This window comes from Paraburkholderia sp. BCC1886 (assembly GCF_900996245.1).
Lineage (GTDB): Bacteria > Pseudomonadota > Gammaproteobacteria > Burkholderiales > Burkholderiaceae > Paraburkholderia.
This window is the reverse complement of sequence record NZ_CAAJGK010000039.1, coordinates 138,402-158,067: the sequence shown is the minus strand read 5'-3', so window position 1 is coordinate 158,067 and position 19,666 is coordinate 138,402. Positions and strand designations below refer to the sequence as shown.

Sequence of the window (19,666 nt, the reverse complement as noted above, 5' to 3'; positions counted from 1 at the left end):
TTTCGCTGCGACTCTCCCGGCGAACACGACATCGTCCGCTTCGACGACATTTACGGACGTACTTGAAATGGATATCAGTTTTAGCAACGACACGGAAGACCTCACGCGTCACACCGAGAACGACGACCTGCTGGTCGGCATGAAGGCGGTGCGCGTCTGGGGCACGCTCGGCTGGCACGACATCCGGCAGCGCTACCGGCGCTCGGTGCTCGGACCGTTCTGGTTCACGCTGAGCACGATCATCATGGTGGTGGTGCTGGGCGCGCTGTATTCGACGTTGCTGCATCAGGAAATCTCCGCGTATCTGCCGTATCTCGCGGTAGGTCTGGTGGTGTGGGCGTATCTGGCGTCGGTGGCCAACGAAGGCTGTCTCGCGTTCATCGGCTCCGCGTATCTCATCAAACAGATCCGGCTGCCGCTCACCGTCCACGTGTGCCGCATTGCGTGGCGCAATTTCGTGATTCTGCTGCACAGCCTGCCGGTGGTCGTGGTGCTGTTGCTCATCTTCGGCCATTGGCCGGGCTGGGAGTTTGCGCTGGTGCCGTTCGCGCTGTTCGTGCTGCTGCTGCACGGCGTGTGGCTCGGCGTCACGCTCGGCGTGCTGTGCGCGCGCTTTCGCGATATTCCGCCGATCGTCACCAACCTGATTCAGGTCGTGTTCTTTTTCACGCCGGTCATGTGGTCGCCGGAAATTCTCAAGGACCGCGCCTGGGTCGCCGAATACAACCCGCTGTATCACCTGATCGAAACGGTGCGCGCGCCGCTCACCGGCCGCCCGACGCACTGGCAGTCGTGGGCCTGGTCGATCGGCTTGCTGATCGTCGGCTTCGCGTTCGCGCAGTTGCTGATGAAGCGTTTCCGTAATCGCGTTCCTTACTGGCTTTGATATCGTGAGTTCTTCCTCGATTGTTGCTCATCACATCTCCGTCGAATTCCCGATTTACGAGAACTCGCATCGCTCGCTGAAAAAGGCGGTGCTCAATCTCACGACGGGCGGCCGGATCGGTCAGGACGCTGGGCGTCACGCGATCGTCAAGGCGATCGACGACCTCAGCTTCAGCTTCACCGAAGGCGACCGCGTCGGCCTCGTCGGCCACAACGGGTCCGGCAAAACCACGCTGCTGCGCACGCTGTCGGGCGTCTACGCGCCGGTGCGCGGCGAGCTCAAGGTGCAGGGCAAGATTGCGTCGCTGCTCGACGTGTCGATGGGGCTGGACCCGGATGCGACCGGCTTCGAAAACATCTATCTGCGCGGCATTCTCGATGGCTTGAAGCCGGCGCGCATTCGCAGCAAGATCGACGAGATCGCCGATTTCAGCGAACTGGGCGATTACCTGAACCTGCCGGTGCGCACCTACTCGAGCGGCATGATGCTGCGCCTCGCGTTCGCGATTTCGACCAGCGTCGAAGCCGACATCCTGATCATGGACGAATGGCTGAGCGTGGGCGACGCCGAGTTCAGCATCAAGGCGGCCGAGCGGCTCGAGAGCCTGGTCGGCAAGGCGTCCGTTCTCGTCGTGGCGTCGCACGATCCGTCGCTGGTCGCACGCGTGTGCAACCGCAAGATTTCGATGGAACACGGCAAGATGATCGCCGACGAAATCGTGCTGCCGCCGGAAAAAAGCGCGGCGCCGCTCGTCAGCCACGCGGCGCAACTGCCGCACTGAACGCGCCGCACCGATCGTGCCGCAGCAGCAGTTCGTGACCCGCTCGCGACTCCGCTTGAGCGCCCCCTCGGGAGGCCTATCGAGAGCCACCTCGAGAGCCGCCTCGGGAGGCCGCTTGCAACAGGCCCGCGACCCGCTCCCGGCGCGATCGGCGGTCGCCCCCCAAGGCGCAACAAGGTTCGAATCCCATGCGAGCTAATCATCCGTTTCTGCGTTACTCCGAGTCCCTGCTGGTGCGTCAGCCGTTTCGCACACTGAAGGGATTTGCCGGCGGCTACCTTGCCTATCCGATCGCCGAGAGCCGCGAAAAGCGCAAGGTCCGCCCGAAGATCGAAGAGCTGCGCGAGCACTACACGCTGCCCATGCCGCACCGCCGCCGCATCGCGCTTGAGCGGCTCGCCGGCATGCTCGAATTCGCCGGTGCGAAGGTGCCGTACTACCGCGATCTGTTCCAGGCCACGCAATTCGATCCGGCCAAAGTCAAGGACGACCCGCGCTATCTGGAAGCGTTGCCTTATCTGACCAAGGACATCATCCGTGAGCAGGGGCCGCGCCTGCTGTCGGGACCACTCGAGGCGGGCCGGCATCATGCGTGCAAGACCGGCGGCTCGACGGGCTTGTCTACGACCATCTACTACGATCAGGTGGGCGCCGATTATTCGTCGGCCGTGACCACGTATGCGCGCGAGCGGATCGGCAAGCTGCGGCATCGTTCGGAATTGCACTTCGCGTGCCGTTTCCCGGATCAGGTGATTCCGGAATGGCCGTCGCGCGAAGACTTCAAATGCTTCGCGATGAATCGCAGCAACATTTTCTTCGACCGGATCGACGATCAGGGGCTCGAGGAAATGTGGCAGACACTCAGGCGCCGCAAGCCGTATCTGGCGCATTCGCATCCGTCCACCATGTACGCGCTCGCGTGCTACGTGCAGCGCAAATATGGCGGCGGCAAGGCGTTCAACGTGTTCGAGTCGAGCGGCGAACTGCTCGAACCGCACGCGCGTGAAACCATCGCGAAGGCATTGCGTTGCCGCGTGATCGACCGCTACGGTCTGGCCGAACTGGGCGTGATGGCCTATGAACTCGACGGGCACGAAGGCGGTTTTCAGATTCTCGAATCCGAAGGCTGGCCGGAAAGCCGGGTGGCGCCGGGCAATCCGGACGGCGCGCACGAACTCGTCTTTACGGGCTTTCGCAACAGGTTGATGCCGCTGATCCGCTATGCGACCGGCGACCTCGCGCGCGTGCAGGAAACACCGAAGGGTTTCTTCCTGACCGACGTGGTGGGCCGGATTCACGACGTCGTGCCGATCAACGGCGTCGCGCATCCGACGCACCATATCCAGGACATGCTGGATCACCGCGTCGGCGGCATTCAGGAATTCCAGATCGATCTGCGCACCGAGCCGCCCACGTTACGGATCGTGCTCGAACCGTCCGCGAATCCCGATGACACGACTCAGAAGATCCGCCACTTCTGGCAGGACGCGTTCACGATCGCGTACGTCGGCCACGACGATTTCGTGCGCGTCGGCAGCCGCGCAAAATTCCGTCACGTGGTGACCGCATGATCGGCGTGCTGTTCGCGGATGCCGCGGTACAGGCCGGCCACCACGTGCTGGCCGCCGTGCGCCGCTCGGTCAGCGCGGGTCAGGCACAGGCGGTGTCGCGCAGTCTGCTGCGCGGCATGGCGCCCGACACCATCGTCGCGGTCGACGCGCCGGACGGCTGGAGCGCCGACCTGATCGCCTGGTTGCAGGCGCGGCCGCGCAAGCTGGTGGTGTTCGGCAACCTGCCGCTCGCGCTGGCCGGCTATCTCGGGTATCACTCGACCGAACTGCCGCCCGGCCTCGAAGCAGCGAGCCGTAGCGCCGCGGCGCCGGTGGGTGCGTCGGCGCAAAGCGCGGCGGTGGTGCGCTATGGCGCGCGCACGCAAACGCTCGGCGGCCAGTCCTGGTTGCGCCCGTTCGAACGCTACGATTTCGCCGATGAGTGGAACAACCTCGGCTACGGTGCGATTCGCGGCGACGGGTCGATCTGGGCCGTCAGGCAGGCGGGTCAGGCGCCGGCCGAAGCGGAACTTGCCGCGGTGTATGTCGACGGCGAGCGCCAGTTCTCCTACGCGGCGTTGTGGGATGCCGGCGCGTCGAGCGTGTTGTGGTTCAACCGCCCGGTCGGCCCTTGCGATTCGTTCGAATGGCGCCTCGTCGAGCAATTCCTGTCGGGTTATCGCGCAAAGACGCTGCCGTGTCAGCCGGTGTTGAGCGAGTTGCCCTGGGGTTACGATGCGGCCATCACATCGCGGCTCGATTGCGACGAAGACATCGAATCGGCCCGCCCGCTTTGGCAGGCTTACCAGCGCATGGGCGTGCCGTTCTCGCTGGCGGTCAATACGCAGAACCTGAGCCGCCCGGACCAGCACCCGATTCTGCGCGAGCTGGTGGCCGACCGCGAGCAGGGCGCCGTGCTCTCGCATTCGGCCACGCATTCGCCGAACTGGGGTGGCACGTACGACAACGCGGTTGCCGAAGGCATGCAGTCGGCGAACCTGCTCGAAGCGGTAACCGGCGTGAAGGTGCGGTATGCCGTGTCGCCGTTTCATCAGTCGCCGCCCGAGGGCTTGCGCGGTCTCGCCGATGCCGGCTACGAAGGCTGCGTCGGCGGACTGATCCGCAACGACCCGGAGTTTCTGACTGCGCGCGGCGGCGCGTTGGCCGGCTTGCCGGCGGGCTTCGTCGCGCATAGCCAGCAGTGCATGCTGCACGGCGCCAGCATGCTGAAGGAGGGCGATCCGCTCGCCGTCTTCAAGCAGGCCTTCGACCTGGCATTCGACACCCGCACGTTGTTCGGCTATCTCGATCACCCGTTCTCCGAACGCTATACGTACGGCTGGTCCGACGAAGCCGCGCGGATCGCGGCGCACGAGCAGTTCGTCGCCTACATTCGCGCGAAGGCCAGCAAGCCGCTTTTCCTGCACGAAGACGCCGCGCTGGATTTCCTTCAGTTCAGATCGCTTGCGCAGGTGGTTCACGCCGGCGACGCATTCCACGTCCAGACGCCGCCGAATGCCGACGGCGCCACGCCGTTGCGGCTCGGCGTCGAGTACCGGGGCACTCATACCCAAGTCGAAGCAGGGAAGCCATTGCAATGAAAGTCATGGTAGTGATGGGCACGCGGCCCGAAGTCATCAAGCTCGCGCCGCTCGTGCGGGTGTTGCGTCGCGAAGTCGACACCGTCGTCTGCGCGAGCGGCCAGCACAAGGACATGGCCGCGCAGGCGCTGGCGTTCTTCGGCATCGAACCGGACATCACGCTCGACACGATGAGTCCCGGGCAATCGCTGAACGCATTGTCCGCGAAGCTGCTGGCCGCGCTCGATCAGGCGTTCGAGCAGGTGCGCCCCGACTGGGTGATCGTGCAGGGCGATACCACCACGGCGTTTTGCGCGGGGCTCGCGGCGTTTCATCGCGGCATTCGGGTCGGACACGTCGAAGCGGGATTGCGCACCGGCGACCTGGCCAGCCCTTTCCCCGAAGAGGCGAATCGCAGCCTGCTAAGCCGCATCGCGACGCTGCATTTCGCGCCGACCGGTCTCGCGCGCCAGCATCTCCTGGACGAAGGCATTGCCGCTGAGAAGATCGTCGTGACCGGCAACACTGTGGTGGACGCTATCGGCGAAGTCCGCGCGAGCTGGCAGGACACGCCGCCGCAAAGCCCGCTGCCCGCATGGGACGGCGCCGAGCAGCAGCATATTCTGGTGACCTGCCACAGGCGCGAGAATTTCGGCGACGTGTTGCAGGACATCTGCCGCGTGCTGCGCGATCTCTGCCAGCGCTATAGCGCGTACCGCTGGGTGTTCCCGGTGCACCTGAACCCGGCCGTGCGCGGCCCGGTGCTGCGCGAACTGGACGGCATCCCCAATCTCGCGCTGATCGAGCCGGTCGATTATCCGACCAGCCTGTATCTGATCAGCCGCAGCGCGGTGGTCGTGAGCGACTCGGGCGGCATTCAGGAAGAAGCGCCGACGTTCGGCGTGCCGGTCGTCGTGATGCGCAACCACACGGAGCGGCGCGAAGGCGTCGACGCGGGTTTCGCGACGCTCGCCGGCCAGTCGCCGCAGAACATCGAAAGCGCGGTCACCGCGTGGCTCGATGCGCCGGCGCGTCGCGAGGCGCTCCGTAACCGCGCCAATCCGTACGGTGACGGGCTCGCGTCGCAGCGCATTCTCGACAGTCTGCTAGGCCGTGCGGTCGAGGTATTCGGTGGTTGAACGCGACGGCGCGGCAACGCACGCGCACGACTGCATCCTGTTTTCGACGGCCGACTGGGACGAGCCGTACTGGACCAACAAGCAACACACCGCGAGCATTCTGGCGGCGCGCGGCTGGCGGGTTCTGTACGTGGAGAGCGTCGGTTTCCGTTCGCCGAAAGTCGGCAGCGGCCGCGACTGGGCGCGCCTGTGGCGGCGTCTGTGGCGCGGTGTGCAATCGCTCGTAATCGGGCCGCCGCGGCGCGCGCACAACATCTGGGTGCTGTCGCCGCTGCTGGTGCCCGCCGGGCATCATCTGCCGCTCGTGCGCGCGCTGAATCAGGCGCTGCTGCGCTTTGCGGTGACCCGCTTCGCGAAGTCGCGACGCTTCGCGGCGCCGGTGGTCTGGACGTATCACCCGTACATGCTCGATGCGATCGACACGCTGCCGCGTGGGCCGCTCGTGTATCACTGCGTCGACGATATCGCCGAGATTCCGGGCGTCGACGTGAACGCTTTTCGCGCCGCCCAGCAAGCGCTGCTAGGCCGCTGCGAGGCGGTGTTCACGACGGCGCGCTCGCTGCAGGAAACCTGCGTGGCGTTCAATCCGAACACGCATTTTTTCGGCAACGTCGTGGATGACGGGCACTTCGCCCAGGCACGCGACGCAGTCGGACCGTTGCCGCCCGAACTTGCCGCCATCCCCGAACCGCGGCTCGTGTATCACGGCGTGCTGTCGGACTTCAAGGTCGACTTTCCGCTGCTGCTGCAGACCGCACGGGCGCGGCCGCAGTGGCAGTGGGTGATTATCGGCGAGGAGCGCGAGGGGCAGCGCAGCGAACTGTTCGCGCAACTGGCGGCGTTGCCGAACGTGCATCGGCTCGGTTACCGGAGTTACCCAACGCTGCCGCAATATTTGCGCGGCATGCGGGTGGGCGTGCTGCCCACGCTGCTCAACGATTACACGCGTTCGATGTTTCCAATGAAGTTCTACGAATACCTCGCGTCCGGTTTGCCGGTCGTGTCGACGCCGCTCGACTTCGCGAAAGAACCGCGCGCGGGCCTCGAAGTCGGCGGCGATTTTGCGGCCTTCGTCGCGGCCATCGAGAAGCAACTGGCGCGCGGCAAACTGAGCGACAGCGAGGCGCGTGCGGCGGTGGGAGAGAACACCTGGGAGGCGCGGCTGGACAAGATGCTCGCGATCACTTTCGCCAGCGGCCGGACCGGTGGTGCCGGTGGTGCAGGCGCGCAGCGCGACGACGCGGAGGTGCGCACGTGAGAGTGGTTCATGTGTATCGCACGTACTTCCCCGATCCGCCGGGCGGCCTGCAGGAAGCGATTCGCCAGATCGCGTTGTCCACGCGCGCCTGCGGTGTCGAGCCGCGGATCCTGACGCTTTCGCCGACGCCGACGCCGGGCGTGCTCGATTATCCCGAGGGCGCGGTGGTCCGCGAGAAGTCGTGGGCCGCGCCCGCCTCGTGCGATCTCGGCGGCCCCGGCGCATTGCTGAAATATCGCGAGCTGGCCGATTGGGCCGACGTCGTGCACTTTCACTTTCCGTGGCCGTTCGCCGATGTGCTGCATCTGCTGGGCCGCACGAAAAAACCCACGGTGATGACGTATCACTCCGATATCGTGCGGCAGAAAGCATTGGGCGCGGTCTATGGCCCGTTGATGCGGCGCACGCTGCGCAGCATGTCCGCCGTGGTCGCCACGTCGCCCGCCTATGCGGATACCAGCGAAGCGCTGAACGCCAGCGTGTCGAAGTCGCGGCTGAAGACGATTCCACTCGGCATCATCGACTACCGCGACGCGCCGCGGCTACCGCAGGACATCGCGCAGCGCCTCGGACTCGCGCACGGCGAGCCGTATTTCCTGGCGCTCGGTGTGCTGCGCTATTACAAGGGACTGCATACGCTGGTCGAGGCCGCGCGCGCCGTCGACGCCCGCATCGTCATTGCGGGTTCGGGCCCGGAGCGCGAACGGCTCGCCGCGCAGGCCAAAGAGTCGGGCGCCGACAACGTCGTGTTCGCCGGCCAGGTCTCGCACGACGAGAAAGTCGCGCTGATCGAGGGCTGTCGCGCGATGGTGCTGCCGTCGCATTTGCGCTCCGAGGCGTTCGGCATGGTGCTCGTCGAAGCCGAGATGTTCGGCAAGCCGATGGTGTGTTGCGAAGTCGGCTCCGGCACGTCGTATGTGAACGAAGCCGGCGTGACGGGTTTCGTGGTGTCGCCCGAAGCGCCGCAAGAGCTGGCGCGGGCGATGAACACACTGCTGGCCGACGTCGATCTGGCCGCCACGATGGGCCGCGCGGCCCGCGCGCGCTACGAGCGTTTATTTTCCGGCGACGCGTTGGGCAGGGCTTATAGTGCGCTGTACCAGGAAGTGGCGCCAAGCCGCGAGGGGAAGGGTTAGCGAGATGCAATGGAAGACACTGGCCGTCGATCTGGACGGTACGTTGATACGATCGGACATGCTGATCGAAACCGGTTTCGCCTATCTGAAGGCGAAACCGCTGCGCTTTTACCGGCCGATACTGTGGCTTGCGCGGGGCGGTAAAGCGCATTTGAAGGCCAAACTGGCGGAGGCCACGCACGTCGACGTGGCGACCTTGCCCTACGACGCGACCGTGGTCGAATGGCTCAAGCGCGAACGCGCGGCCGGTCGTCCGCTCGTGCTGGCCACCGCCAGCGACGCGCGTTACGCGAACGCGATTTCGGATCACCTCGGTTTGTTCGACAGGACGCTCGCGACCGACGGCAAAGTGAACCTGTCGTCGGAACGCAAGCGCGATGCGCTGGTGCGCGAGTTCGGCAACAAGGGTTTCGATTACGCGGGCAATTCGCACGACGACGTGGCGGTCTGGCAGGCCGCGGAACGCGCTTACGTGGTGAACCCGTCTTCCGGCGTGGAGCGCCGTGCGCAACGTCTCGGCAATGTCGAGAGCGTGCTGCACACGCGCAAGAACCCGTTGCGGGTATGGGTCAAAGCGCTGCGCATGCATCAATGGCTGAAGAATCTGCTGATCTTCATTCCGCTTCTGGCTTCGCATCAGGTGTCGTCGTTCGCGCTCGATCTGCGTGGCCTGCTGGCCTTCGTGCTGTTCGGACTGTGCGCGTCGAGCGTCTATCTGCTCAACGACCTGCTCGATCTCGACGACGACCGGCATCATCCGACCAAGAAGCGGCGCCCGTTCGCCTCGGGTGCGCTGTCGATCGTCTGGGGCGTGGTGGCGTTTCCGGTCTTCGCGCTCGGCGCATTCGCGGGGGCGCTGATCTGGCTGCCGTGGCGCTTTGCCGCCGTGCTCGCCGGCTACTACGTGCTGACCATGGCGTATTCGTTCCTGCTCAAACGCCGGGTGATTCTCGACGTGGTGGTGCTGGCGATGCTCTACACCGCGCGCATCATCGCGGGCACGGCGGCGTTCAGAATGACGCTGACGTTCTGGCTGCTCGGCTTCTCGATGTTCCTGTTCCTGAGCCTTGCGCTCGTCAAGCGCTATGCCGAACTGCACGCAACGCGTGCGGCCGGCAAGGCCAAAGCGCGCGGACGCGGTTACGAAGCCGACGACTTGCCGATGATCTCGTCGATGGGCGCGGCGTCGGGTTATCTCTCGGTGCTGGTGCTGGCGCTCTACATCCAGGACGCGAAGACCACGCATCTGTACAGCCATCCGCAGTTGATCTGGCTTGCCTGTCCGCTGCTGCTCTACTGGATCAGCCGGACGTGGCTCATCACGCATCGCGGACTCATGCACGACGACCCGGTCGTGTTTGCGGCCAAAGACCGCACGAGTCTGCTGGTCGTCGCGTTGATGGGCCTGGTGTTCTGGCTGGCGATATGAGTCGCGGCCTGAAATCCTGGGGACGCTACCCCGACTTTCCGCAGACGGGCCATCCGGTGCAATGGCGCGACAGTCTGCAATCGGTATGGCGCGACGTAGCCGATACGAACCGGACGACGCTCGCCTATGGTAACGGTCGCAGCTATGGCGACAGTTGTCTCGCCGTCACCGGACAGGTGGTGCAAACGCGCCCGCTGAACCGCTTCATGTCGGTGGATTGGGAAACTGGCGTGTTGCGCGCGGAGGCCGGCACGACGCTCGACGAGATCCTGCAGATTGCCGTGCCGCGCGGCTGGATGTTGCCGGTCACGCCGGGCACCAAATACGCGACGCTGGGCGGCGCGGTGGCCAACGACGTGCACGGCAAGAACCACCACGTGCGCGGCACGTTCGGCCGCCATGTACGGCGCTTCCTGCTGTTGCGCTCCGAGCGCGAGCCGTTCGAATGCTCGCCCGACGAGCACGCTGAATTTTTCGCGGCCACGATCGGCGGACTGGGGCTGACGGGCGTGATTGCATGGGTGGAAATCCAGCTCATGCCGATCCGTTCGAGCCGTATTTCGGTGACGAGCATCCGCTTCGGCAATCTCGATGAGTTCTTCGCGCTGTCGGAAGAGCTCGATAGCCGTCACGAATACAGCGTCGCGTGGATCGACTGCCTGAGCCGCGGCGCGGCGCTCGGGCGCGGCATTTTTCTGGTGGGCGATCACGCGACCCGCGGCGGCCTGCAACTGCCGGTCAGGAAAAAGCGCAGCGTCCCCATCACGCCGCCCATCTCGCTGATCAATCCACTGACACTGCGCGCGTTCAACACGCTGTACTACAACCGCCAGCAGGAAAAAACCGTCCATAGCGATGTCGATTACGACAGCTATTTCTATCCCCTCGACAGTCTGCTCGAATGGAACCGCATCTACGGCAAGCGCGGCTTCCAGCAGTACCAATGCGTGCTGCCGCAAGCGCGCTCGCGCGATGCGATGCAGGCCATTCTCGAAGCAATCGGCAGGAGCGGCACGGGCTCTTTTCTTGCTGTGCTGAAACGCTGCGGCGCGGCCGTGTCGCCGGGCCTCCTGTCGTTCCCGATGGAAGGCGCGTCGCTCGCGCTCGATTTCCCGCAGCACGACGCCAGCAATCGCCGGCTGTTCGAACAGCTCGATGTTATCGTCCGGGAAGCCGGCGGACGGATCTATCCGGCGAAAGACGCTCATATGTCCGCGCAGGATTTTCAGCTCGCCTACCCAACATGGCCGCAACTGGAGGCATTGCGCGATCCCGCGCTGATGTCCCGATTCTGGCAACGAACCACACAACTATGAAAAAAGTCCTGATAGTCGGCGCGACCTCCGCCATTGCGATTGCCTGTGCACGCCGTTGGGCGGCGGACGGCGCCACGCTGTTTCTCGTCGGCCGGCACGCGGAACGCCTCGAGCAGGTCGCGGCGGACCTCGTCGCGCGGGGCGCCAAAGGTGCCACCAGCCACGTGCTCGACATGAACGACTTCGACGCGCACCAGCCGATGCTGAGCGCGTGCGTGGCCGCGCTCGGCGGCGTGGATATCGCGCTGATCGCGCACGGCACCCTGTCGGATCAGAAAGCGTGCGAACAGGACGTGAAGGTGGCGCTGCGCGAACTGTCGACCAATGGCCTGTCGGTGATCGCACTGCTGACGCCGCTCGCGAATCTGATGGAAAGCGCGAAGACCGGCGTGATTGCGGTGATCTCGTCGGTGGCCGGCGATCGCGGACGGCCGTCGAATTACGTGTACGGCACCGCGAAAGCGGCGGTGACCACGTTCTGCGAAGGGTTGCGTGCGCGCCTCTTCAAGTCGGGCGTGCATGTGTTGACCATCAAGCCGGGTTTCGTCGATACGCCGATGACAGCCGGCATGCCGTTGCCGGGTCCGCTGGTGGCCACGCCCGAGCGCGTCGCGAACGACATCGTGCGGGCGGTGGAGCGAAAGAAAGACTCGATTTATACGCCGTGGTTCTGGTCGGGCATCATGCTGATCATTCGCTCGGTGCCGCGTTTCCTGTTCAAGCGCGCTTCGCTTTGAGCCCCCGTGCCGGCCTTTAGACAATCCGCATTCTTTCCAGAACAATGAACACTACCCGCATCATTCTCCCCGGCGGCGCCGGTCTGGTTGGCCAGAACCTCGTCGCGCGACTCAAGCAGCGCGGCTATACGAACCTCGTCGTGCTCGACAAACACCGCGCCAATCTCGACGTATTGCGCCGCGTGCATCCCGAGCTGACGATCGAGTACGCCGATATGGCCGAACCCGGCGAGTGGACCCGCTATTTCGACGGTGCGGAAGTCGTGGTGATGCTGCAGGCGCAGATCGGCGACCCGAATCTCGAGCCGTTCATTCGCAACAACATCACGTCGACCGAGTTGGCGCTCGACGCGATCAAGCGCTACAAGGTGCCTTATACGGTTCACATCAGCTCGTCGGTGGTGAATTCGGTGGCTGAAGACTTCTATACGGAAACCAAGAAGCAGCAGGAAGCGATCGTGCTCGCGTCGGGCATCGAATGCGTGGTGCTGCGGCCGACGCTGATGTTCGGCTGGTTCGACCGCAAGCATCTGGGCTGGCTGTCGCGATTCATGCAGCGCGTGCCGGTGTTTCCGATTCCGGGCAGCGGCCGGTATATGCGTCAACCGCTGTATGCCGGCGACTTCTGCAACGTCATCATCAGTTGCATCGAGTCGCGGATCAGCGGCAAGTCGTTCAATATCACCGGCCTCGAGCAGGTGGATTACATCGACATCATTCGCCAGATTAAGCGCGCGACGAAAGCACGCTGCGCGATCGTGCGCATTCCCTATGGCCTCTTCTACGTGCTGCTCAAGGTCTGGGGGCTGTTCGACAAGAACCCGCCGTTTACCGCTTCGCAACTGAAGGCGCTGACTGCGGGCGACGAGTTCGAAGTGATCGACTGGGAAGGCATTTTTGGCATCAAGGCGACCTCGTTCGCGGATGCTATCGACGAAACCTTCAACGATCCGGTGTACAGCCAGATCGCGCTCGAATTCTGAACGGACGGTGAGCATGAGTCAGGACAAAATTGCGGTGCTGGGTGCGGGTCCGATGGGACTCGGTGTCGCATATCAACTCGTCAAGGACGGCCGCAAGCCGGTCATTTTCGAGGCCGACGACCGCGTCGGCGGCATGGCGGCCTGCTTCGATTTCGGCGGCCAGTCGATCGAGCGCTACTACCATTTCCACGCGATTTCCGATCACGCGTTTTTCGACGTGCTGCGCGAGCTGGGTCTCGAAGACAAGATGAAGTGGGTCGAGACCAAGATGGGTTATTACTACCAGGGCAAGGTGCAGGCCTGGGGCAATCCGGTCGCGTTGCTCAAGTTCAAGGGCTTGAGCCTGACGGCAAAATTCCGCTATGGCCTGCACGCGTTTCTGTGCACGAAGCGTAACGACTGGCATCCGCTGGACCATGTCGAGGCAACCGGCTGGATTCGCCGCTGGATCGGCGAGGAAGCGTGGGAAGTGCTGTGGCGCAAGCTGTTCGACTACAAGTTCTACGACCATGCGTACAACCTGTCCGCCGCGTGGATCTGGAGTCGCATTCGCCGCATCGGCCGCTCGCGCTACAACCTGTTTCACGAGAAGCTGGGTTACCTCGAAGGCGGCTCGGACACGCTGCTCGAAGGCATGCGCCGTTACATCGAAGCGAATGGCGGTGAGTTCCGCCTGCGTTCGCCCGCGCAGAAAGTGGTGATCGAAAACGGCGCGGTGCAGGGTGTGCAGGTGGACGGCGAGTTTCTGCCGTTCGACAAGGTTATCAGCACGATTCCATTGCCTTATGTCCCGCGCGTGATGCCCGATCTGCCGGCCGATGTGCTGAGCGCGTTCGAGAGCGTGAAGAACGTCGCGGTGGTGTGCGTGATCGCCAAGTTGAAGAAAGCGGTGACGCAGAATTTCTGGCTGAACGTGAACGATCCCGACATGGATATTCCGGGCATCGTGGAGTATACGAATCTGCGTCCGCTGGACGAGCACATTATTTACGTGCCGTTCTACGTGCCGGGCGAACATCCCAAGTATCAGGAGGCCGACAGCGTGTTCATCGACAAGGTGAAGCGCTATCTGATGCGGATCAATCCCGCGTTGACCGAGCAGGATTTCATCGACGTGCGCGCGAGCCGTTACCGCTATGCGCAGCCGATTTGCGAGCCGGGATTCCTCGACCGTCTGCCGCCCATCCAGTTGCCCGTGAAGGGGTTGCTGGTGGCCGACACGTCTTATTACTACCCGGAAGACCGCGGCATTTCCGAGAGTATCGGCCTCGCCCGGACGATGGCGAAAATGGTATGACGGACGGCCTGATCGAGGTCAAGCGGAAGCTGGCCTCGCCGCAGTTTCTCAAGTTCCTGCTGGCGGGCGGCGTGGCCGCCGCGGTGAACTTCGGCAGCCGGATCGTATTCAATCACTGGATGCCGTTTTCCGCTGCGATCGTCGTGGCCTATATCGTCGGCATGATCACGGCGTTCGTGCTGACGAAGCTGTTCGTCTTCACGGACAGCGTGCGGCCGACGTGGCAATCGGGGCTGTTCTTCATTCTCGTGAACGTGGTGGCCGTGCTGCAGACGTGGGCGGTGAGCGTACTGCTCGCGTATTACGTGCTGCCCTGGCTCCACGTGACGTGGCATCCGAAAGAGATCGCGCACTTCGTGGGCGTGGTGGTGCCGGTTTTTACCAGCTACGTCGGTCATAAGAAGCTGACTTTCAAGTAGCGGGTGCGGGCTGCTTCAACGGGTTATTTAGCGGTCTCCAGCGGGCAGAACCGGTCGCCGATCAACGCATAGGCACTGAGGTTTTTTTCTCCCGCCTTGGCAAATCCACTCCAGCCTGCGCCTTTGGGTGCGCCTTTGATGAATCCTTCGACGTCGGGACGGCTTCGGCCCGAAACGCCGTAGCCCACTGTCTGGCCGTCGCCGTTGACCATCACGACCAGTAGCGATCTGTCGGTCGTGATATGCGGAACCACCCAGCCGGAGGCCACGATACCCGTGTCGTCCGTATGGGTGGATTCGAGGAAGCCCGCGCAGCGCGTGGCGTCGACAAAATCCTTGTCGAACCTGACAAGTCCGGCATCGTGCAGCCAGCCGCGCGAATACGGTCCAATCTGATTTTCGGCGGCGAATTTCGCCTCGCGTTCGTACACATAATGCACATCCGGCGGAAAAATCAGGTTGTCCAGCTTGGGACGATCGAGGCCGATCTTCTGCGCCAGTACCGCCAGCTTCCACTGAAACAGAACCTCGGTGTCACCGTTCACGTTTCTCTGGAATTTTACGAGGAAACTCAGCAGGACTAGCGGCACCAGTATCACGAGCACGTGGGCACGTTTGGTCTTCGCCAGATCGATGGCCAACAATGACATCAGCAGGAAGCCCAGCAATACTGGGAATGTGTAGCGGCTGGATACGGCCGCATAGAGGCCGAGCATCCAGCGCCCCTGCGTCGCGCCGATCGCCGATGCGACGATGAATGCATATCCCACCAGCAGGAAAGCGCGGTACGGCGTGAATTGCTTTTTGAAGTACAGGGAGATCGTGGCCCATGCAGCAAAGGCGAATACCAGAAGGCCGCCTGCGCCAGCGAGCGCCAGACTGTTGTTGATGAAGAAAAGCGGATTGCCGATAAAGATCAGAAAAAATCTCAACCGTTCGAGAGGCACCAGATTCACCGCGGGGTCGAACGACATGACCGGTTTGACGAAGTGATACAGGTAAACGGCGTTGGCGATCACGCCGGCCACGACGACCGTCAGAACCTCGCGCCACGAGCGGCGCAGCAACACGCCTTGCATGGCCATTGCGTAATACGTCGCGATGCCGTTACCCATGCTCAGTTCTGCCATGGTGCAAAACAACACACCCAACGCGACACGACTCATGCTGCCGGTGGGTTTCGAGTAAAAGGCGAAGGCGAGAACGGCGAACAGGTAGACGGCGACGAACTGCGTCTGAAATCCCCATTTCAGGTTCTCGTTCTGGATCCACGAAAAAAGGAAGGAGCCAATCAGGCCGACGATCAGGAATGGCGAATAACGTTGTGCCGGCCCGTTTCTGTAGACGATCCAGACCGTCGCGCCGATACACGCGAGCATGAAGTAGATCGAGACGATATTGAATATGTTCCAGCCGCCGAACGCCCAGATATCCAGAAAAAACAGAACACGCGGAAAAACGATGCGGTGGTCCATATGCTGCGACCAGAAAAACTTGTAATCCCCGTCGACAATAGCGTGGTAGAAGCCGATATAACCATTCCACTGATCCCAGTAGGGGATCGGTGAAAAATAATGGAATCCGCCATAAATGGAAGTCGCGACGATAACGATCCCGAGTAGCGCACTCCAGAGGGAATAGATGCGTTGCAATCCAGACTCCGTGCCTAAAAATGTTGCGCGACCTTAGCAAATTGACGCGGGTGCGTCCAGTGCAAGGCGCAGGTCGCCGGAAGCCTCGGCCGGAGTCTGGAGTGGTTGCGCCGGGATTACGGCCGCACTGCGCGCCCTTCGCGCCACCCGAAGTGCTTGAAATGAGTCTGGGGATCCGCGTGAGCCTGCGCCACATCGGGATTCGCGGCGAGATAAGCTGCCGGATCGAAGCCCGGCGGCAGCGCGGCCGCCACGTCGGAGTCCAGTTCGCTGCGTTGCCCGCAGACCCGGCGCGCAACGGCGTCGCAGGGTTGCGCGAGACGCAGCTCTTCGAGCCGGCGATGTACGCGCCGGAACGGAATCTCCCGTGTGTCTTCGCGGGCCTCGCGCTCCATGCGTTGCCAGCTTTCGGCAATGTATCGACGATCGCGCGAACGCCTCAACACCACCGAGAATTCAATTTCGTTGCGAAGCGTGTCCGAAAAGTCTTCGCAGGCGAAATCGAGTAACTCCATTTTGCAAAGCTCGGCAATCAGTCGCGCAAACGAACGCGGGGTGAAGACCCAGCAGTGCACGTCGTGATAGGTACCGTTTTCGAATGCGTCGCGGGCGAGATGCAGCGCACCCTGCCAGGTGTGATGCCGCTTCACCGAATCGGCGGCAATCGGGCCGCGCCACGCGTCGGCGGTCGAAACGTCCGCGGCGGCGAGGCAATGATCGAGCAACGAATAAGGCTGCGGTATGCGGGCGTGAGCAATATAGCTCGCCAGTACTTCGGGAAGCCGGCTTTCGCGCCGGAAATAGTCGAACGTGAAGCGTCTGTCGGGCACCGCGAGTCGAACTTCGCCGGTCGGTTTGAGCACGGCGGCCAGTTCTTTCAACCACGTGACGAGATCCGGCACGTGCTCGACGACGTGAGACGCGACGACGTAGTCGACATAGCGGCCACGAATGGCCTCATGCAGGGTATTGAGACCCCAGACCGCATCGACGTCGACGATCTCGTTCACATCGAGATGCAGATCGTCGCGGTATTTCTGCCGCAGACTGGGTGTGTCGGTATGGTCGACGTAAATGATTTCGCCGCCGTCGCTGCGCCGTACGAGCGGCCAGCAAAGCGGGCCGATTTCCACGCCGACGCTGTGGGGAATGTCCAGTCCGCGCAAGAGACGCTGGCGCCGCGCGTCGCGAACCTGAGTGATGGTGATTGGATCGTCGTCTCTGACCATGTTGCTTCCTCGTATTAGATGGCATGCATTTATGGTTTTGTGCGTTGCTGCGGCTACCTTTACGACTGCTTACACAATATAGGCGATCGAAGCTCAAAACGCCCTTAGCTAACCGCTTCAGGGCTTGTCCTGGCGGCCGGTCGCGCTGGATTTTGGCGTAAAATCGGGGCCTCGCCGACTAATGGATTGGCCGGGACGGAGCCCGCATTCATGCATTTCAAGATTCTCCTCACCACGCACAGTACCGCGTTCCTCACGAGCGGCGGCGGCGAGTCGGAGCTCGTACAGGTTGCCGAGCTTCTCAACGATGCAGGCATTCAGGCCGACATCTACGGTATCCGCAGCCGGCCGGTACGTTTCTACGACGCCGTCATGCATTTCTCCGTGCATGCGGACGGCGAGGCGATCATTCGCGCCATCGTCCATCACGGCAAGAAGCTTTTTCTCTGGCCGAACGTCTGGTTCCTGAGCCCGCCCGACGACGCCGAAATCCGTCGTATCGAGGCCATCGCGGCGCATGCCGAGCGGCTGCTGTTCAAGTCGGTCACCGAACTCGAGCACTTCAACCGCTACATCACGGCCGATCCGCGCAAATGTGTCGTGATCGGTTCCGGCATTTCCGACCGGTTCCTCGCGCCCGCCGATAAAGACTTACTGCCCACGGTGTGCGACGTGTCCGACTACGTGCTGTGTCTGGGCCTGATCGAACCGGTGAAGAACCAGCTCGAACTCATCCGCGCGCTCAACCGTCTGGAGATGAACGGTCTGATGGCGGGCGGTTTCAGGGACGAGGAGTACTACCGGCAATGCACGCGCGAAGCGCATCCCGGCATTCATTTTTTGCCGTTCATCCAGCCGTGCAGCGCACTGTTGCGCTCCGCGCTGGCCAACGCGCGGATAGTGGCCGAACCGAGTTTCGATCCGCCCGGCCGCTCGTGCCTGGAAGGCGCGTTCATGAAAAAGCCGCTCGTGATGGCCGACGGGCAATGGCAGCGCGAGCACTTCGGCGACAACGTCTGGTACACCGCTTCCCCGAATGCGGCGGATATCGCCCCTGCCATCAAGGCCGCACTGACCGATACGGACAGGGAGGAAAAGATCGCACGCAATTACGAGCGCGTCTATGCACGGCACTCGTCGAGCACGGTAGCCACTGAACTGAACAGACACCTGATCGATGCCGGACTCACACATTAAAAAAATTCCCCGCCTGTTAGTGGTCCAGCGGCGCTCCATGACCGATGGACGAATGAAGTCTCGCACCATCGGCGCGAGATTCGCGCCATTGCTGACGTATATGCAGCGGCACCGGCTCATCGAGTGGGAGCAGATTTCCGAAGAGGAAGTCGGCATCCGGCACCTGCATCGCTTCGACGTCGTGCTGTTCAACAAACACGTGTCTAACCTGTCGCTGCAAATCATGCGCATGGCCAACGAACTCGGTCTGCATACCATCTACGATCTCGACGACTGGCTGCTCGACCTGCCTTCGTGGAGCGTGCTCGAAATGAACGAGGACGTGCTGTACAACGTGCTCGCCATGATCCGCGAGGCGAGTGCGGCGACCGCGTCGAATCTGTTGCTGCAGGAGCGCATGCGCAAGGTCCGGCGCTCGGACGTGCTGATCATTCCGAACGGTTTCGATCATCAGGCGTTCGATCTGTCGCCCGAGTTGTGGAAGGAACAGCAGCCGCCCAAAATCATCTTTTCGAATCTCGACGGCATCAAGCTGGTGAGTTTCCGAAAAGAGTTCTTCGCCACCTTGCGCGACTTCCTGACCCGCAACGCGAACGTCAGCATCGACTTCTGGGGCGATCCGTTTCCCGAGCTGAATTCGATTCCACGCGTCACGCATCGCGGCAGTCGCGGCAATCTGGAATACAAGCAGGCGATTCGCGACGAAGGCTATACCTTCGCGATCGTGCCGCTCGGCGCGGAGGAAGATCCGGATACGCTGTTCTTCAATTCGTGCAAGTCGCCGATCAAGTATGCGGACTACGGCAGCCTCGGCATCCCCAGCATTTATTCCGACTGCCCCACGTATCGCGAGAACGTGAAGCATCGGCTGACCGGTTATATTGCGCCGAACACCGCGCCCGGCTGGCAGCAGGCGCTGCAGGAAATGCTCGACGATTCCGCGCTGCGGCAAACCATCCGCACGAACGCGTACGAGGACGTGCTGGACCGCTTCAGCGTCCGCCGTATTTCCGGCATGTTCCTGAAAGCGTTGCCCGGCCCGGCGTCTGCGCCCGGGCTTTCGTAATCAAGCAGTCA

The 19,666-nt window shown here is 62.8% G+C and carries 17 protein-coding genes; 15 read left to right on the top strand and 2 right to left on the bottom strand.

What is annotated here, in order from left to right; translation table 11 throughout:
• Positions 1-67: 67 nt before the first annotated feature.
• The 13 genes from FQ746_RS08885 (at position 68) to FQ746_RS08825 (ending at position 14,511) form a co-directional block, all read left to right on the top strand.
• Complete coding sequence (locus tag FQ746_RS08885) at positions 68-886, top strand: ABC transporter permease (protein ID WP_144108568.1); 819 nt, start codon at positions 68-70, stop codon at positions 884-886.
• A gap of 4 nt (positions 887-890) precedes the next feature.
• Positions 891-1,667 (top strand): ABC transporter ATP-binding protein, encoded by a 777-nt coding sequence (locus tag FQ746_RS08880; RefSeq protein ID WP_144108567.1) that lies wholly within the window; start codon positions 891-893, stop codon positions 1,665-1,667.
• Between the two features lie 188 nt (positions 1,668-1,855).
• A complete protein-coding gene (locus tag FQ746_RS08875; RefSeq protein WP_144108566.1) occupies positions 1,856-3,238 on the top strand; it encodes a phenylacetate--CoA ligase family protein in 1,383 nt (460 codons plus the stop codon).
• Positions 3,235-4,818 (top strand): polysaccharide deacetylase, encoded by a 1,584-nt coding sequence (locus tag FQ746_RS08870; protein ID WP_144108565.1) that lies wholly within the window; start codon positions 3,235-3,237, stop codon positions 4,816-4,818. The genes FQ746_RS08875 and FQ746_RS08870 overlap by 4 nt, the downstream gene beginning before the upstream one ends.
• Entirely contained in the window at positions 4,815-5,936 is a 1,122-nt protein-coding gene (wecB, locus tag FQ746_RS08865; RefSeq protein WP_144108564.1) for a non-hydrolyzing UDP-N-acetylglucosamine 2-epimerase, read from the top strand. Before FQ746_RS08870 ends, wecB begins: the two co-directional genes overlap by 4 nt.
• Positions 5,929-7,194, top strand: a complete 1,266-nt coding sequence (locus FQ746_RS08860; protein WP_144108563.1) for a glycosyltransferase — start codon at positions 5,929-5,931, stop codon at positions 7,192-7,194. Before wecB ends, FQ746_RS08860 begins: the two co-directional genes overlap by 8 nt.
• A complete protein-coding gene (locus FQ746_RS08855; RefSeq protein ID WP_144108562.1) occupies positions 7,191-8,330 on the top strand; it encodes a glycosyltransferase in 1,140 nt (379 codons plus the stop codon). The genes FQ746_RS08860 and FQ746_RS08855 overlap by 4 nt, the downstream gene beginning before the upstream one ends.
• Positions 8,331-8,334: 4 nt before the next feature.
• Complete coding sequence (locus FQ746_RS08850) at positions 8,335-9,759, top strand: UbiA family prenyltransferase (RefSeq protein ID WP_144108561.1); 1,425 nt, start codon at positions 8,335-8,337, stop codon at positions 9,757-9,759.
• A complete protein-coding gene (locus FQ746_RS08845) occupies positions 9,756-11,075 on the top strand; it encodes an FAD-binding oxidoreductase (protein WP_144108560.1) in 1,320 nt (439 codons plus the stop codon). Before FQ746_RS08850 ends, FQ746_RS08845 begins: the two co-directional genes overlap by 4 nt.
• Entirely contained in the window at positions 11,072-11,812 is a 741-nt protein-coding gene (locus tag FQ746_RS08840; protein WP_144108559.1) for an SDR family oxidoreductase, read from the top strand. Before FQ746_RS08845 ends, FQ746_RS08840 begins: the two co-directional genes overlap by 4 nt.
• Before the next feature lie 44 nt (positions 11,813-11,856).
• Positions 11,857-12,795, top strand: coding sequence for an NAD-dependent epimerase/dehydratase family protein (locus tag FQ746_RS08835; protein ID WP_144108558.1), 939 nt, complete (start codon positions 11,857-11,859; stop codon positions 12,793-12,795).
• Between the two features lie 13 nt (positions 12,796-12,808).
• A complete protein-coding gene (locus FQ746_RS08830; RefSeq protein ID WP_144108557.1) occupies positions 12,809-14,092 on the top strand; it encodes an NAD(P)/FAD-dependent oxidoreductase in 1,284 nt (427 codons plus the stop codon).
• Positions 14,089-14,511, top strand: coding sequence for a GtrA family protein (locus FQ746_RS08825; protein ID WP_144108556.1), 423 nt, complete (start codon positions 14,089-14,091; stop codon positions 14,509-14,511). Before FQ746_RS08830 ends, FQ746_RS08825 begins: the two co-directional genes overlap by 4 nt.
• A 23-nt stretch (positions 14,512-14,534) precedes the next feature.
• Here the strand turns inward: FQ746_RS08825 and FQ746_RS08820 are convergent, their stop codons facing one another.
• Together FQ746_RS08820 and FQ746_RS08815 are read right to left on the bottom strand one after the other, a co-directional pair.
• Positions 14,535-16,163, bottom strand: coding sequence for a hypothetical protein (locus FQ746_RS08820; RefSeq protein ID WP_144108555.1), 1,629 nt, complete (start codon positions 16,161-16,163; stop codon positions 14,535-14,537).
• A 116-nt stretch (positions 16,164-16,279) separates the two neighbouring features.
• Complete coding sequence (locus FQ746_RS08815) at positions 16,280-17,392, bottom strand: methyltransferase domain-containing protein (RefSeq protein WP_144108554.1); 1,113 nt, start codon at positions 17,390-17,392, stop codon at positions 16,280-16,282.
• A gap of 210 nt (positions 17,393-17,602) precedes the next feature.
• On the opposite strand from FQ746_RS08815, the gene FQ746_RS08810 reads away from it, so the two are divergent.
• Positions 17,603-18,589 (top strand): glycosyltransferase family 4 protein, encoded by a 987-nt coding sequence (locus tag FQ746_RS08810; protein ID WP_144108553.1) that lies wholly within the window; start codon positions 17,603-17,605, stop codon positions 18,587-18,589.
• 52 nt (positions 18,590-18,641) lie between these two features.
• Positions 18,642-19,655: a glycosyltransferase gene (locus FQ746_RS08805; RefSeq protein WP_260853948.1), complete on the top strand. Its 1,014-nt coding sequence runs from the start codon at positions 18,642-18,644 to the stop codon at positions 19,653-19,655.
• The last annotated feature ends 11 nt before the right edge of the window (positions 19,656-19,666 follow it).